At 43.9% G+C, this 16,170-nt stretch carries 14 protein-coding genes; 5 read left to right on the top strand and 9 right to left on the bottom strand.

Translation table 11 applies throughout. The annotated features are described in order from the left end of the window. Positions 1–62: 62 nt before the first annotated feature. From trpE to QUA03_RS21145, 3 genes are all read left to right on the top strand, one after another. Positions 63–1,610 carry an anthranilate synthase component I gene (trpE, locus tag QUA03_RS21155; protein ID WP_333214671.1) on the top strand — a complete coding sequence of 516 codons (1,548 nt, stop codon included), beginning with the start codon at positions 63–65 and terminating at the stop codon, positions 1,608–1,610. 76 nt (positions 1,611–1,686) lie between these two features. After that, complete coding sequence (locus QUA03_RS21150; protein WP_333214697.1) at positions 1,687–2,571, top strand: PhzF family phenazine biosynthesis protein; 885 nt, start codon at positions 1,687–1,689, stop codon at positions 2,569–2,571. A 160-nt stretch (positions 2,572–2,731) separates the two neighbouring features. Further along, a complete protein-coding gene (locus QUA03_RS21145; RefSeq protein WP_333214669.1) occupies positions 2,732–3,208 on the top strand; it encodes a hypothetical protein in 477 nt (158 codons plus the stop codon). Between the two features lie 17 nt (positions 3,209–3,225). Here QUA03_RS21145 and QUA03_RS21140 read toward each other — a convergent pair whose 3' ends face one another. From QUA03_RS21140 to petH, 4 genes are all read right to left on the bottom strand, one after another. Then, a complete protein-coding gene (locus tag QUA03_RS21140) occupies positions 3,226–4,164 on the bottom strand; it encodes a hypothetical protein (protein WP_333214667.1) in 939 nt (312 codons plus the stop codon). A gap of 407 nt (positions 4,165–4,571) precedes the next feature. Then, a complete protein-coding gene (locus QUA03_RS21135) occupies positions 4,572–5,888 on the bottom strand; it encodes a homoserine dehydrogenase (protein ID WP_333214665.1) in 1,317 nt (438 codons plus the stop codon). Between the two features lie 136 nt (positions 5,889–6,024). Continuing rightward, positions 6,025–6,780 (bottom strand): Uma2 family endonuclease, encoded by a 756-nt coding sequence (locus QUA03_RS21130; protein WP_333214663.1) that lies wholly within the window; start codon positions 6,778–6,780, stop codon positions 6,025–6,027. A gap of 144 nt (positions 6,781–6,924) precedes the next feature. Then, positions 6,925–8,130, bottom strand: coding sequence for a ferredoxin--NADP reductase (gene petH / locus QUA03_RS21125; protein ID WP_333214661.1), 1,206 nt, complete (start codon positions 8,128–8,130; stop codon positions 6,925–6,927). Between the two features lie 590 nt (positions 8,131–8,720). On the opposite strand from petH, the gene QUA03_RS21120 reads away from it, so the two are divergent. Then, positions 8,721–9,725 carry a phosphoribulokinase gene (locus tag QUA03_RS21120; protein ID WP_333035850.1) on the top strand — a complete coding sequence of 335 codons (1,005 nt, stop codon included), beginning with the start codon at positions 8,721–8,723 and terminating at the stop codon, positions 9,723–9,725. A 91-nt stretch (positions 9,726–9,816) separates the two neighbouring features. Here the strand turns inward: QUA03_RS21120 and QUA03_RS21115 are convergent, their stop codons facing one another. From QUA03_RS21115 to QUA03_RS21100, 4 genes are all read right to left on the bottom strand, one after another. After that, entirely contained in the window at positions 9,817–11,013 is a 1,197-nt protein-coding gene (locus tag QUA03_RS21115; protein WP_333214659.1) for a 5-methylcytosine restriction system specificity protein McrC, read from the bottom strand. A 56-nt stretch (positions 11,014–11,069) separates the two neighbouring features. After that, positions 11,070–12,737: an AAA family ATPase gene (locus QUA03_RS21110; RefSeq protein ID WP_333214657.1), complete on the bottom strand. Its 1,668-nt coding sequence runs from the start codon at positions 12,735–12,737 to the stop codon at positions 11,070–11,072. A 198-nt stretch (positions 12,738–12,935) separates the two neighbouring features. Next, on the bottom strand, positions 12,936–13,337 hold the full coding sequence (locus QUA03_RS21105) for a type II toxin-antitoxin system VapC family toxin (RefSeq protein WP_333214655.1): 402 nt from the start codon (positions 13,335–13,337) through the stop codon (positions 12,936–12,938). Further along, positions 13,337–13,564: a hypothetical protein gene (locus QUA03_RS21100; protein WP_333214654.1), complete on the bottom strand. Its 228-nt coding sequence runs from the start codon at positions 13,562–13,564 to the stop codon at positions 13,337–13,339. The genes QUA03_RS21105 and QUA03_RS21100 overlap by 1 nt, the downstream gene beginning before the upstream one ends. Before the next feature lie 208 nt (positions 13,565–13,772). Between QUA03_RS21100 and QUA03_RS21095 the strand changes: the two genes are divergently transcribed. Continuing rightward, a complete protein-coding gene (locus QUA03_RS21095) occupies positions 13,773–15,425 on the top strand; it encodes an FAD-dependent oxidoreductase (protein WP_333214652.1) in 1,653 nt (550 codons plus the stop codon). Between the two features lie 317 nt (positions 15,426–15,742). Here QUA03_RS21095 and QUA03_RS21090 read toward each other — a convergent pair whose 3' ends face one another. Next, the gene (locus QUA03_RS21090) at positions 15,743–16,021 is read right to left on the bottom strand and encodes a type II toxin-antitoxin system RelE/ParE family toxin (protein WP_445304866.1); all 279 of its coding nucleotides are present in this window, start codon (positions 16,019–16,021) and stop codon (positions 15,743–15,745) included. Positions 16,022–16,170 lie beyond the last annotated feature (149 nt).

Raw genomic sequence — 16,170 nt, 5'->3', positions numbered from 1 at the left:
CAGGATTGCATTTTCCTTCTTCTTTCTTTCTTCTTCCCTCTTCCTTCTTCCTTCTGATATATATGATATTTCCCGATTTCTCACAATTTTCGGAACTGGCGACACAAGGCAATTTTGTACCCGTGTATCAAGAATGGGTTGCTGATTTGGATACGCCGGTGTCTGCGTGGTATCGGGTTTGTGCGGGTCAACCTTACAGTTTTCTGCTGGAGTCGGTGGAAGGTGGGGAAAAACTTGGGCGTTATAGTTTCTTAGGGTGCGATCCGTTGTGGATTTTGGAGGCAAAGGGCGATCGCACAACTCAAGTTTACCGTGACGGTTCCGAAAAAGTATTTACGGGCGATCCGTTTGTAGCTTTAACCGAGTGTTTGGAGTCTTATCAACCGGTGAAATTGCCGCAGTTACCGCCGGGAATTGGCGGGTTATTCGGTTTTTGGGGTTACGAGTTAATTAAGTGGATAGAACCGCGAGTTCCAGTGCATCCAGCAAGCGAGAATGATTTGCCGGATGGGTTGTGGATGCAGGTGGATAATTTGCTGATTTTCGACCAGGTGAAGCGGAAAATTTGGGTCGTCGCCTATGCGGATTTGCGCGAGGTTGGCGTTGATTTGGCAGATGCTTATCAGCAAGCGTGCGATCGCGTTGGCAAGTTAGTTCAGAAGTTGCAATCGCCGCTTTCCCGGCAATCTACTCTAATAGAATGGACACCTCCCAATGACGGGCAAGATGCCCGTTCCCCAACCGGAAATACAGAATTGGCTTACACGAGCAATATTACCCGTGAAAAGTATTGTGCCAATGTCTTAAAAGCGAAGGATTATATCAAAGCCGGAGATATTTTTCAAGTAGTTATTTCGCAGCGACTCGAAGCTGAATACAGTGGCGATTCTTTTGCACTTTACCGATCTTTGCGTCTCATAAATCCTTCTCCGTACATGGCTTATTTTAATTTTAGAGATTGGCAGATTATCGGTTCGAGTCCCGAAATTATGGTGAAAGCGGAAAACGCTGCTGATGGCAAAAAGATAGCGACTTTGCGACCAATCGCCGGCACTCGTCGCCGGGGTAAAACTCCTCAAGAAGATGATGCTTTGGCTGCTGAATTGCTTCAAGATCCCAAGGAAATTGCGGAACACGTCATGTTAGTTGATTTGGGCAGGAACGATTTAGGCAGAGTTTGCCGAAACGGTACTGTAAAAGTTGACGAATTAATGGAAATTGAGCGTTATTCTCACGTCATGCACATTGTGAGCAATGTGGTGGGAGAATTGGCCCAGGATAAGACAGCTTGGGATTTGTTGAAAGCTGGTTTTCCTGCAGGTACGGTTAGCGGTGCTCCGAAGATTCGGGCGATGGAGATTGTGCACGAGTTGGAAGGTTGTCGCCGGGGGCCGTATTCTGGGGTTTACGGGTATTATGATTTTGAGGGGCAATTGAATAGTGCGATCGCAATTCGGACTATGGTTGTTCGTTCTTTAGGTGGTGACAAACATTCGGTTTCTGTGCAAGCAGGTGCTGGTTTGGTGGCAGATTCTAACCCGGATATGGAGTACGAAGAAACGCTCAATAAAGCCAGGGGAATGTTGGAAGCAATTCGCTGTTTGAAATAGCAAGTTACAAACTTCTTTTATAAGGAGGAGGCGGTTGAAACCGCTGCTACACAAACTACTGTTGAACGAGGGAAATGTGAATTTTTATATAGTTGACGTGTTTGCGGAGTCAAAATATGCTGGCAACCAACTAGCTGTATTTTGCGGTGCAGGAGTTGCCGAACTATCTGAGGCGCAAATGCTCCTGATAGCGAGGGAAATCAATTATTCAGAAACTACGTTTATTCGATCGCCCGATCCGCGAGATGGCGGCTATGACGTGCGGATATTCACGCCCAAGAAGGAATTGCCCTTTGCCGGTCATCCGACTTTGGGCACGGCGTTTGTGTTGCAGCAAGAGATTATTCGCGAAAAGGTCGATCGAGTAATTCTCAATCTAGCCGTCGGTCAAATTCCAGTTACTTTTAATTATCACAATGAATCGGCAGATATTTTGTGGATGCGACAAAACCCGCCTAGTTTTGGTCAAGTTTTATCAGCAGAAACTCTGGCCAATGTCCTGAATTTAGCACCCGATGAAATTGATGCAAACTTCCCAATTCAAGAAGTTTCTACGGGAGTGCCGTTTATAATTGTCCCATTAAAAACTCTCGCCTCGCTCAAAAAAGCTCAAGTCAACTTAGATAAATATTTTGAGCTAGTTGAGACAATGGAAGCGAAAGAAATTTTGATATTTTGCCCAGAAACCTACAGCGATATTAATGATTTAAACGTGCGAGTTTTTGCCCATTCATTAGGAATTCCAGAAGATCCGGCGACTGGCAGTGCTAACGGCTGTTTGGCAGGATATTTGGTAGAACATGATTATTATGGGGAAGCAAAGATTGATGTCAGAGTTGAGCAGGGTTATGAAATCGCTCGACCTTCTTTGCTGTTGTTACAAGCCGCCAAAAATGAAGGGGAAATAACTGTTTTGGTGGGTGGTAAGGTGGTAATGGTTGCTAAGGGAGAATTTGTGTAGAATATTCAATGGGAAATTATTAACCGCAGAGGCACGCAGCTAGATTTAGAGGCTTCTTTGGGGATCGAGATCTTATAATTTTGCTAATATGAGGTAGCTCATATTCATTGATTCGCGTGATTGTTAGGCTAAAAAAGTCATCAATACCAGAGACTTTCCAATGCTGCAAACATTTTCGCGGACTTTAAATGTATCCCCTGACGCTTCAGAAGCGCTGCTTTCACTGCCATTAACCAGCTTGCTCGATTCACCGGAATTCAATCAATTATTCGCAAGTCTGGATACTGCTTTACTCAAAGAAACTTTGCCTACTGCTGGAACTGTTTTAGCTCAAAAGCTGCCGTCTTTTTACGACTGGTTGCAAACAGAACTAGGAATTAAAAACGTCCCTGAGAGTCCCGATCATACTACGAAATGGGTAATCGGTTTTTTGAAGAATCAAGAAAGTTTAATTCGTTTAGTTGATCTGCACAAATCAATTCCCAGACAGGCATTAGAACGAGCGATCCCTCGTTTAGTTAGCACCTTTGATGAGGTTCAACCTACCGCTGTAAAGCAAGAATGGGAAAAAGCGATCGCAGCACTTTGTCTGGTTCTCGCCGTCGCAGCGCGGGAAAATCAGGCATCTGCCGCCTGAAGCAATTCTGTCTGAGTTTAAACAAAGCGCTTTTTTCGGAAAATTTGCAATTGAGTGCGATCGATCTGAACGACTACTGACCGCCGCTTGTTGAGGACGATCGCATTGTGTCTATTTAGCAAAAGCAACTGAGCCAATATTGCCACAATCGCGCGCCTTTTGAGAAACTTGCCTTCAAAACGCGCCATTCGGACGATCGTCTCCTCGATTTTATAACAACAGCTTTTCCCCTTCTGGGAAATCACAAAAATCGTCCCCGGTATGTAATCGCCTTCATTTGCCCAGAAAGCATACCTTTCGCCTAAAGTAAAATAGTGAAAAACATTCTTAGCGGTGGAAGTTTTAGCTAACTTTTCCGAAACGCCCAAAGAATTAAAAACTACAGTGGATCTAATATAATCCGGGTATTTTGCTGCTATTTGCTGAGCAACTTTGCCCCCCAAACTTTCTCCGATGACATCGGGCGGATTCCCGCTGTGAAATTGCTGCTTTATCCAATCAATAGCACCCGCAGTTTGCGCCGATTTTAACTGTCGTTCTAGTTTTGCCATAAATACATCGGGCGTATCTTCCAAAACGCGATCGAAAGGATACCAAGAACCGTAGCCGCGAATCACTAAAACAGGTGGATGATTGCCAGAAATGGGGACGCGACTTTCAGCATAAAAACCAGTGCGAGAGTCTTCAAACACTTTTGTTATGATATAATTTCCATCAATAACTTGCCCTTCCTGGTGCCGAATGTAAATTGAAGGATTATTGGGTTTAAAAGTATCGTGCAGTTGGGGTTTTGCAAACTTTTCGTAGAGAGAATCTAGCAAGTGCCTTCCCGTTTTGCGATCGACGAAATCGAATTCTGTTCCTTTCATTATCTGGTAGCCGCCGGTTTTACCAACAATATTGAATAAGTACAAAAAATCTACATAAACCCGCCACCGCACAACGAATAATCTCAATTAACTTTTACTTGTATCAAATGGCAAAAATCTACATGACATTTACCATTGGGGGAGTGAGAGGACGGGTTTTAGAGATAATCAATGATTGGCAAATATTCTATATAATATCAAATCCGGTAGTATCGTCGGGCGTAAAATCCAGTCAAAAGCTATGCCCGCTCAGCTTCGCCGAAGGGTCAACAATCACCGACGCTGCAACGGGAATCGATCTAATTCATCTGCGTTAATCTGTGTTAATCTGCCTGTATCTGCGGTTAAAAAAAGAGAAAGTATTAACCGCCCCGGACAAGGGATTGACGCCGATGCACCCAGAGGTCGAGAATAGAGTGAGAGGGCGGGTTTTATAGATTGTCACTTATTAGTAGCAAATATTGTATGTGAAACCCGCCCCTAGCAAATCACTTTTACAAAACTCGCAACGTGCTAGCAATACTATCGACTGCTTCCATCGCGCGAATTTCATCGAGTGCTTGTTGAAAATTACCTTCCCTAACATCGTGAGTCACGACGACAATTTCTGCTAAATCGCCGTGAATTCCCGTCTGCACAACTGATTCTAAACTAACTTTGTGGTTGCCGAAACAAGTGCCTAGTTTGCCAATTACCCCCGGAGTATCGTGGGTTAAAAAACGGGCGTAAAAGCGAGTAACAAGTTCCTGCATCGGAGCAATTTTGCAGTAGTGTTGGTGACTGCAACTCAGCAAAGGATGAGGAATCGGAACAGTTTCTGTTTTCAGGATGGCCGCTACATTCATGATGTCGGATACTACGGCGCTAGCTGTGGGGCCCGCACCGGCGCCGCGCCCGTACAGCATCAATTGCCCGATCGGCTCTCCTTCGACTAAAATGGCATTGTAAACCCCGTTAACACTCGCCAGCGGATGAGTTTTCGGCACAAAACTCGGATGCACTCGAATGGACAGCAGTTCGCTTTCTCCCTCCGCTTGCTTGCCATTGTAGCGGGAGGTTTCTTGAGCAATCGCCAATAATTTAATCACAAATCCCAGCTTGTCGGCGTAGTCAATATCCGCCGCACTAACTTTTCTGATACCTTCGCAGTGAACATCAGCTAATTTGATGCGTCCGCCAAAAGCTAGCGAGGCTAAGATAGCAATTTTATCGGCCGCATCTAATCCATCTACATCTGCTGTGGGGTCAGCTTCAGCATACCCTAATTGCTGAGCGTCGGCGAGCACTTCGGCAAAGTCTGCGCCTTCTGTTTGCATCCGCGTCAGGATGTAATTAGTTGTGCCGTTGACGATGCCGGTGACAGTTTGAATGCGGTTTGCAACTAAGGATTGTTTGAGGGTTTGAATGACTGGAATGCCGCCGCCGACAGCAGCTTCTAGCATTACGTAAACGCCTTTTTTGTTAGCGGCCTCGAAGATTTCATTTCCGTAGCGGGCGATAACTGCTTTGTTGGCAGTGACGACGTGCTTGCCGCTGGCAATAGCTTGCAGAATGAGCGATCGCGCCGGTTCCAATCCGCCAATCAATTCTACTACAATATCAATTTCCGGGTCAGTTGCGATCGCTTCTAGGTCAGTTGTCAGCACATTTTCTGGCAATTGTAAAGACCGAGTTCGAGAAATATCGCGCACTCCCACCCGATAGATTTCCAATTCCTGCAACAGCGGATGGCGGCCATCTGGGGAGAGCAAAATCTCTGCTGTTCCCGCGCCAACTGTACCCAAACCTAGCAAACCAATTTTGAAAGCCACGACTTTGACCCGTAGAAACTCACTTCATCTAGAATCATTGTATGATAACCGCGGCTTCACTGAATACCCTGAGACCCGACTTCTTAAAAAAGTCCGGGATCTACATGACTAATTAATCCAGATTTTACATGGCAATTTAAAGTTCTGTATCCATCTCTATCCCCATTTCTCGCAGCCGCTGCGCCAATCTTTCGGCCCGCTGCCTTTCGGCATTAACTTGCTGTTCTAGTTGCTCATTTTGCTGTTCTAGTTGCTCATTTTGCTGTCCTAGTTGCTGTAGCTGTGCTTGTTCTTCTCGAATTAAATCTTCAACTAGGGGCGGACATAGCACTTGATTAACCGATAAAATAAATTCAGCGAACTGTACAGACTGAACTTGCTGTCCCGGCAAAAATTCCTGATGAGAATAGCTGCCTTCATTTTCCGGGCGACTGCATACTCGTATTTTCGGTTGATTTGGGTCTACAATCCAATATTCAGGAATATCAATTAAGTCATATTCTGCCCGTTTACGGATGTAGTCATCCCGCCAATTTGGGCTGGTAACTTCGATAACTAACAGCGGTTTTTCTTCAAAATCTAGCACTGCGGAACCTGGTTGCGCGCAGACTTGTTCCCACAGACTCTGAGTGCAAATCACCACATCAGGAATGCGAGAAGAGTTTTCCTCAGTTCGGACTGCGGTAGTCACAATTGCAACTATGGGTAGGTTGTGTGCTGCAAAGAAGCGCCGGAACTGATAAACTAAAAATTCACAAATTTTGATATGTATTGCTGTAGGTGTTGGCATTTCGATCAGATTGCCCCGATATAATTCATAACACACACCCGATTCTCCCTGATAGTTCAGATATTCTTCAAAGGTGAGTTTTTGGGTAGAAGTTATAACCATGTCAGTTATCTCCCTTTTTCGGTGAGCTTACTGTATATTTTACACTTGTCTGGGGTGAATCAGCCCCTCAAGACTCAAAACTGCTTCAAAAATTGTAGGGCGAGCCAAGCCCACCCTACAAATCAGATTAAATCAGGTAACACATTAATAAGTTTCAACGTGCCAACGGTGCTCTTTCTTCAACTGTTTCTGATAGGCGGCCCACTCAACACCGTGCTTGCTAGACGCGGCCGACATTCCCTCATCAATTCCGCCTTCCATACCCTTCAAACCGCAGATATAAGTGTGAGTATTCGGCTTTTGAACCAATTCCCACAATTGGTCTGCGTTCTCTTGAATCCGGTTTTGAATGTACATCTTGCCGCCGTCAACATTTTTTTGTTCGCGGCTGATGGCATAAGTCAAGCGGAAATTATCGGGGAACTCGCGCTGCAATTGCTCCAACTCTTCCTTATAGAGAATGTTGGGAGTGTAAGCAACTCCAAAGAACAGCCAAGCTAAACCTCTGAACTTGTAATCGGGATTGTTTTCTTTAAACATCCGCCACAAATAAGCCCGGAAAGGAGCAATACCCGTACCGGTAGCCATCATAATAATGGTGGCTTCTTCGTCGTCGGGTAACAGCATTTCCTTGCCTACGGGGCCGGTGATTTTGACATCATCTCCAGGTTGCAAACCGGTGAGAAAAGTCGAACAAACACCAAAGACTTTTTCACCAGTTTCTGGGCTTTTGTACTCTAGGCGGCGGACGCACAGAGAAACTGTTTTGTCGTCTACATCGTCTCCGTGACGGGTGGAGGCGATCGAATAAAGCCGAATTTTGTGGGGTTTGCCGTTTTTATCCGTGCCATCGGGAATAATCCCGATACTTTGACCTTCGAGATAGTGTAACTTGCCTCCAGAAATGTCAAATTTGACGTGACGGACTGTGCCTTCGCCGCCTTCTCTGACTAATTCTTCTGTAGAAATGCACTTACCAATATAGGGATTGGCCGGTTTGTAGAGGTTAACAGGAACCTGAACTTTTTCCTTGGCTTGAGTCATGGGCTTAGTTTTTTCTCCAGATTTCTGACTCTGTAGCCCTGCTTCTGGTGCGACTTTGCCATTTGTTTCGGGAGCGCTATTTGAGGGGCGGATGCTGATAATTTTGCCACCCATCCGAGCAATCCGGCGCATTTCCTGATTCATGCGATCGTAGGGTACGGAGATAAATACGCTGCCGCTACGGCGAATCGGGTTACTTATTTGGTCAGTTGCTTGGCTCTGACGCATACCCTCCACTTCGTAAACAAAGATGCGGCTGCCTGATTCTGAGTTTGCCGCAACACCAGATATGCTTGGGCTGTACATTTGTTGCTTGTCCTTCACGATACAGAGTTATAAAGAAAGAGAATGTGACGTTAGACTCAATTTACTTTTTTCTTAAGGCCATCGGGACTAATTGGCCGCGCCAATTTTTGGGCCTCGCCACGCCGGCAGGAGTGTTGAAGTTGCGATCGCTCGCGTTATCAAATCCCTACTAGCCGAACGCCGCGCTCACCGAGCCCGCTTTGCGTTCGGCTGTTGACCTATAGCTATTGTTGTCTGCGTACTGCCAATATTTTACCCGATCGGGGGATCTGCCCCGATAAGTCATTGTGATTTGGGGAGCGCCCCACCAGAGAAAGGAAGATTCGAGCAGTTTTAATGAGGTTGAGCTTGTAGGGGGCGAACGCCTTCTGGTAAGATTAACCACTAAAGTTAGTATTAATTACTTGCCTTGAAGATTGCTTGGGTCTGCCCGGGCAGGCAGTCAACTCACTGCTGTATGCTGGTGAGAACTCGATCGTCTCGGGGTAGCACAGCAGCACAAAGCCTGCTTGCCGCTACCTGCGGGCTGAAATTTTGTGGAATCTAGACTTGAGTTAGTTAGTAAACAGTGATTTTGTTAGAGGGAAACTATGACCAGTAAGCCGGATCGCGTGGTTTTAATTGGCGTTGCCGGAGATTCCGGATGCGGAAAATCTACTTTTTTACGCCGATTGACAGATTTGTTCGGGGAAGATTTCGTTACTGTAATCTGCCTTGATGACTATCATTGTCTCGATCGCAAGCAGCGCAAGGAAACAGGGATTACAGCCCTTGACCCCAGAGCCAACAATTTTGACCTGATGGCTGAGCAAATGAAGGCTCTCAAAGAAGGTCACGCGATCGACAAGCCGATTTACAACCACGAAACCGGTCTGCTCGATCCTCCTGAGCGGGTAGAGCCGAATCATGTGATTGTGATTGAAGGGCTGCATCCCCTTTACGACGAGCGAGTTCGATCGCTCCTGGACTTCAGCGTCTACCTCGACATCAGCGACGAGGTAAAAATTGCTTGGAAAATCCAGCGCGACATGGCGGAACGGGGCCACCGTTACGAAGACGTGCTGTTTGCGATCAATGCTCGCAAACCTGATTTTACGGCCTACATCGACCCGCAAAAGCAATATGCTGATGTGGTAATTCAAGTATTGCCGACCAACTTGATCAAAGATGACAAAGAGCGGAAAGTTCTGCGCGTGCAGATGATCCAGCGCGAAGGCATCGCCAATTTTGAGCCTGCGTATTTGTTTGACGAAGGTTCAACAATTAACTGGGTTCCTTGCGGCCGCAAGCTGACTTGTTCCTATCCCGGAATTAAGATGTACTACGGGCCCGATGCTTTCTACGGTCACGAAGTCTCGATTTTGGAAGTAGATGGTCAGTTCGAGAATCTCGAAGAAGTTATTTACATCGAAAGCCATTTGAGCAAGACTTCTGCAAAGTATGAAGGCGAGTTAACTCACCTGTTACTTCAGCACCGCGAATATCCTGGTTCCAACAATGGAACTGGTTTGTTCCAAGTGTTAGTCGGATTGAAGATGCGGGCGACTTACGAGAAGTTGACCGCAAAAGAAGCGAAAGTGGCTGTTAGTGTTTAGAACACAGACATGAAAGATTTGGGAGGCGCAATTGCGCCTCTTTTTTTGTGAACAAATGAAGCGCAGAGGGCGCAGAAGGCGCAGAGTAGAGTTAGGGGAGGGTGTTTGGAAGTAGAGATTTTAAGAAGGTTTTTCCGGCTTCATTCAGGTCGCTATCTAGGGAAAAAGTTAGACTGCGAACTCGGATATCGCCATGTTTTATGTCTAGTGGCTGTTTGAGGTTTTGCGGGTAGACGAGAATTGCATTTTGGCACTTTAAGGCATTGGCGTAAGCAACTATTTGATGACGGTCATCACTCTCTACTGTATCGGGAGCTTTGTATTTGGTATCGAGGACATACAGGACTTTACTTGTTGCAATATCGCACAGCAGTAAGTCAATGCGATCGAAATAGTTTTGGTCATGTGTGACTCGGTGTTGTTGTTTGACAAAAAAGCCTTTTGGTGTATTTGCTTTGAGCCATTCAGCGACAAATTGTTCATATAAATTAGCCATGTCTATGAGAAAAGGGAGCATTTCGCGATCGCCTGTTTCGTGACTCGGCCCTGTGTTATCTAAAAAAAATCGACATAAGGCGTGTAAAAGTTGATAATCTTGATTCAAACGGTGATAATTTCTATCAATACAAGCTTCTGATTTAAAAGGTTTTAATGTAACAAATCCTTGGAGTGCGTGAAACGCTTTTCGCACAGTGGATGAAACAGATTCACCGCACAAACCGCTGCTGCCAATGATGAAAAGTGTCCAAGCCAGAATTTGATTATCTTCGATATCGCCTGTTTGTTCGTTATAGTGGCATTTTAGTTTAACATCCCAAGGTTTTTGCAGGGCTGACCGCAAATCGACGCGGCCGCGAATGTAGGCGAGTCTTTCTGTTTTGGATAAGTAATCGCGATATAATCCTTTGCGACAGCGTTCTAGAATTTTGTGGGCAAGAATGTTAGCTAATCTCTCGTAAGTTTCTTGTAAAGATTGGCGCTGAATCGAGCCTTGGGGAAATTTTATCTTAAGGTTGTAGGCATAGTCAAGCATTCCAAAGAGGTTGTTTATGGGAACCTTGGGGCGGATGGCGATGTGAAATTCTGGAGTGATTGGGATGTTGCCAACTCTGCCTTTAGATTTTAAGTGCCATTTATATTTAGTTTTAGGGTTGGGAAATTCTATATCTATTTCCTTGGCATAATTATGGTATATTTTCTGTCCTACTGATTCGGGGATTGAGTCTTGTTCAAAAGTTGCTAATTGATATTCTGTAAGTTCGATACTTCGGCGGGATTCTGGTTTCATAATTCTGGTGGATGGAGTAATGCCACCGTATCAGCGTTAATGACGGCGTTAGATTGTCAATAGCCCAATTTATTCTTGATATTCTCCCAGAGAAACTCATCCATTTTTTCCAGGTTATCAAAGAAGTATTCTTCGAGGTATGGCTCAATTTCCATTTGCCAAATGTCTTGGATATCTTCAGATAAGGTTTTTGTCAAAAAGAAGGAGATGCCTAGTTCATAGTGTTTGTTGTTAATTGCGCGATTGACATTTTGTAGAATGCTAGTTAATTTATCAACTGGAAAACCTGTTCCCTCTCTGTGGTGATACTGTCGCAGCACTTCATAGTTTGGATAGACGGGAATGAATGCGAAGCGGCGGCGGACTGCGTTATCGACTAAGGCAATAGAACGGTCTGCTGTATTCATTGTGCCGATAATGCGGACATTTGCAGGGATTCTAAACTTTTGACCGCTGGCTAGTGTAATAAAGCGTTTTGTGTCCTGTCGGTTATCTAGGAGATACATTAACTCGCCAAAGACTTGAGAGAGATTTGCGCGATTAATTTCATCAATAATGAGAACGCAAGTGTCTTCACAGGCTTCGGCTTTTTCGCAGAATTCTAGGAATCTACCGGGAACTATTGAGTAGGTTAATTGTCCGTTTTGAGTTATTGGGCGGAGGCCTTCGATAAAGTCTTCGTAGGTGTAGGCGGGGTGAAATTGGATAATGTCTGAGAAACCGTCACCGCCGCCGATTAAGTGTTTGGCTAGTTTTTCGGCTATAAAGGTTTTTCCGGTTCCGGGTGGGCCTTGGATGATGGTTTGGCCTTTGCGGTTAATGGCGTGTATCCATTGGGTTAGTTGGGTTGTTTGAAAACCTGTAATTTTTGAAATTTTTTCGAGTTGATACATTGGGTTAAATTCCTTTTCATATACTGAAAGATATTGCCTGAGAAGAAAAAGTAAAGGATTGACCGAGGAGTAGAAACGGAAAATTAAAAATAATGGAAATACTTTTTTGAAGGTTTGTGCTATTTTTTTGATTAAGTGTTTGGCAGAATATCTTAGTATTTCCTCTGAGTCAAGTGATATGCCCACTTGAATATTATAAAATTCACACCCTTCACAACTTTTGGTAGAGCTCATTGCTTTTTTTAATAGCAACATACTTTCTAATAGTTCATAAATACATTTTTCAGGTTTGATTATTATGCGGTTGAAATTTTCTTCGTTCTCAGAATCCCTCTGGTTTGTATAATTATCTAAATAAAAATGATGTTTGTTGGGAAGGTTATAACGTTTAAGAATTGCGATTAAATTACCGTTATTTCTATAAATATTTTTGTAAGTAAATAAAATTAGGCTAAAAAGAGGGTGTTTTGTATACAAACCCAAACCAAAAGTTAAGGTGTGGTTTTCAATATTTAAAATTAACTTAGCATAAGCGGAAGAGTCCCTACCGATAAAAGAGTATTTTCCACTGTAGAGGTTTGGTGATTTCCCATCTTTTGTTTGAAAGGGGGAAAAGCCCTCATGCTTGCTCTCTATATATTTTTTAATAAAATCAGGCAACTCCTCTTCTACCTGGCTTAAAATATACTTGACTGGCTCTTCTACATATTTTAAGAAATCTCTTTTGTATGCCATGTAAAAATCTGAGCTGGGATTTTCATAAAATTCAGTCAATAGCTTAAATGTGTTCTCTGAAAAAGGACATTCAGGATGTACAAAAACTTTTTCCATTTTTTCTGTATGTTTAAGGTGACTCAATTGTTGTTCTTAAATTATTGTAGCCGATCGCCCTTCCCGACACCAGATATCTGAGATGCGATCGCACTCCCCATCCTTACCCACATCAATTGCTCTCCCAAACCAGTAACACTGGCAAAACCGCTAACAACCGTTCCCGGAAAATTTCAACTTGCGCCGAGTGACTCAGGTTTACCAAATTGTGTCTATACTAGATAATTGAATCCGGCGATCGCGACTAATAACGGGTACATTAAGATACAAAGCAGTAGCAGCAATAATGCGATCGGGCAAATCGGGAATTTGCGATCGGTCAACTTGCCTTAAAGTCAAAGCTATATTGCGATCGAAAGGAATTTCCACCAATAAGGCATCATCGCTCTCAACTTCTCTCACTAATAGATCGAGAGTAGTTGAATTAATCCGCCCTCTCTCGCTCAGATAGACAATTTCTGCTAATGTAATTGATGAAAAAGCCACCTGATTTCCCTCGGCAGCTATCTGTTCTATTGTCATTCTAGCAGTCACCGAAAGTCGTGAATCGGCAAAGATATACCAGATCACAGCATGAGTATCAGCTACAGCACGCAGCATTAGAAATCCTCCCTTGGGAAATTCGCCCATTCTTCGCTGCGAGCTTCATCTATATCAGCGGCAGAGGGTGCAATTCCCAAGTCAGCACATAAACCCCACAATGATTTGCGGGGAGTCTGCCCAACAACTAATTCTCGTTCTATTTCAGGAACAATCCACTTAATCAATCGTAACTTTTCGGCTAGAGACAAGTGCTTAACAAGATTTAAAACCGCCTCAAAAGTCATGTTTTTTATGTTTCAATTTGTGATTGATGTAATTGTAGCATTTTGGCTGCCAAGCACAGCATCACCAGGTGTGGGTTGAGAAGATTCGTTTACCACGGTTCCCGGAAAAGTTAAACTTGTGTCGAAATTATCTAAACGTGCTATATTCAACTCCGTAAACCCTGAGCTGCCCTTTCAGGTATTGCAAATTTATCCACGAGTCAACTGAATGCTCTCTACTTTCAAGAAATTAGCTTCAATTGCAATCATCTTTGCCGCCCTAAAACTTTTACTTAATTATCCGCCTTTCAGAGAAATAGAAAATTATATCGCAAATAGAAACCCAGCAAGTGCCACCTTAGACAATGGAACTCTGCAGCAAAAATCCAGCAGCCCGCCTCCGGTACCTCCCAAAAAATCACCGGAGCAAACGTTCGATGTAGTAGTATATGGTGATGAAGTACCGGGGATATGTGCAGCGATATGGGCGAAGAAAACTTTAGGCGCAAAGGGCAAAGTTGCGATCGTGCGATCGAACTACGGAAGAGCACCTTTGGGCGGGTTACTCACCCGCGGCGGTTTAGCTTACATCGATGTAGATAAAATCCCCGGTTGGTATCGCCAACCCTACGCCCAATGTTTTAAGGAATTCTTAGATAAAGCGGATGCGCCCGAATCTTGCTTAGACCCAAAAAGGGCAGATCAAGCTCTCAGGCAAATGCTTTCAGCAGCAAAAGTCAGAGTTATTTCCAACTCCACTCTTACTCCCCACGTCGTAGATAATAAAATCGAATATGCCGAAGTCAAAGGCAGCACATTAAGAATTAAAGCCAACTCTTTTATTGACGTAACTCAAGACGCGGAATTAGCCAGAAAAGCCGGATTATCTTATTATACAGGATATCAATCTCAGAATATAAAATCCAAAAATGAAACTTTAGCAGTCTCTGTAGTTCCGAGAATTACAGGGATAACGATGTCCGAATTCCGCAGTATAGAAGATGAAATTCTATACAATCGGCCTTTGGTAAAAAAGATTAAAGAAAGCATTATGAAATCTAAAGATCCGGCTAGTACAAAATTCTGGATGAGGAATTTCTGGAGTACGATTTATCAGCCATATACAGACGGCTACGACATCAGAAGCGTAGCCATAGGTGCAGCGTATCACATAGACAGAAAGCTGCCCTTTAGTCAAAATAAAGGATTCTTTTTTGATAAAGGCAATGTCTGCGTTTATAACAAGAATGTGCTGTCCTGGAACGGGTTTCTGTTTAAATACCAAGTTGACCAAATCATGAAGATGGAAGCTAATGGCAGAAAACCGACTCCTGAAATGATTAGAGAAATGTCATTTCTCCAATACTGGCTACAAAAGAAGTCTGGTAAAGATGTGAGAGTATTTCTTCCAGACGAGATTTATATCAGGCAAAGTTTGAACGTTCGCGATGTTGTAGATCCGCTGACGGGGCAGGAGATTATCAAAGGGGGAACAGTACCTGAAAAGTCGATCGGCAGTTTTTCCTACGATTTCGATATGCGGGGCGGAGTCAAGAATTTATCTGCGAGAATTCCGCCGCTGCCAGTCTATAATTTCGGGATAGAAAGCGCTTTGGCTAGCAAAGTGAATAATTTAGCCATTGTAGGGCGATCGTCCGGTTATGTGGGTATGGCTGTATCCGTCGGGCGAATTGCGACGGTGAATATTTATCAAGGACAAGGTGTGGGCGTGGCCGCTGGTTTGGCTAGCAAGTTCGGCGTGCCGCTGAATTCGATTACTTCGGCTGAAACGAAAAAAACTCTTGAGACTTTAACGGGGAAAACGACGTATTTGTCGGGGAGAGATACGAGTTATGGAGTTGATTATAAGGAGGTAAAGTAATCGAGGTATAGTAGCAGTCCGTGTTGCTATACGAGGTTAAACCTGCCTACAAACTATAAACTTTTGTTTGAGTTTTAGAACAAAAAACGCAATTCCTGGAGTTTGATAGCTGTTATTCATTGCGATCCTTAATTATTGCCAGTTGTTTTACCAGTAGGACTAAGGCAAAAAGAAAACCGGTTTGTCTGCAAAATCGTGGCTTTCTCCCAGAGAATGCGGGTTTTGGATTAGGGATTTCTGTCAAATAAAATATTAAAAGGATTTTACCACTGAAGATGTCGAAACCTCATATTCGACGGCGCAAGATTCCCCAACTCTTAGATATCCTCTCGATCTTCGCTCTGCTGCTGCTCGTATTCTGTAATAATGTTCTGAATATCCTCTGCTGCAATATCGACTTGTTCGGACTTGGTGTAAAGGGTCAGCAAAATGATTCCCGTTGCTGTTTGGACGTAGTAAATTAAACGGTATCCACCACTTTTACCTTTTTGAGTGTCGCTATTTCGGACTCTCAACTTGAAGACTGCATAACCCACTCCAGCAATTCGATCTCCTGGGAGTTCTCCCCGTGTGAGTTGTTCGATAATGGGTTGAATATCATTGCGAATGCTGCGGTATTTTTTTGCCAGAGTGCGTAAATTGCGATTGAAGGTTGGTGAAACTATAACTTAGACCTCTTGCGAAAGTGCGCTCGTTCTAGGTAAAATAAAAGAAAAAATTAGCTCCCATAATATGAAGTACGAAC

The organism is Microcoleus sp. S36b_A4, assembly GCF_036700645.1.
GTDB lineage: Bacteria > Cyanobacteriota > Cyanobacteriia > Cyanobacteriales > Microcoleaceae > Microcoleus.
This window is presented reverse-complemented; position numbering and strand designations above follow the sequence as displayed.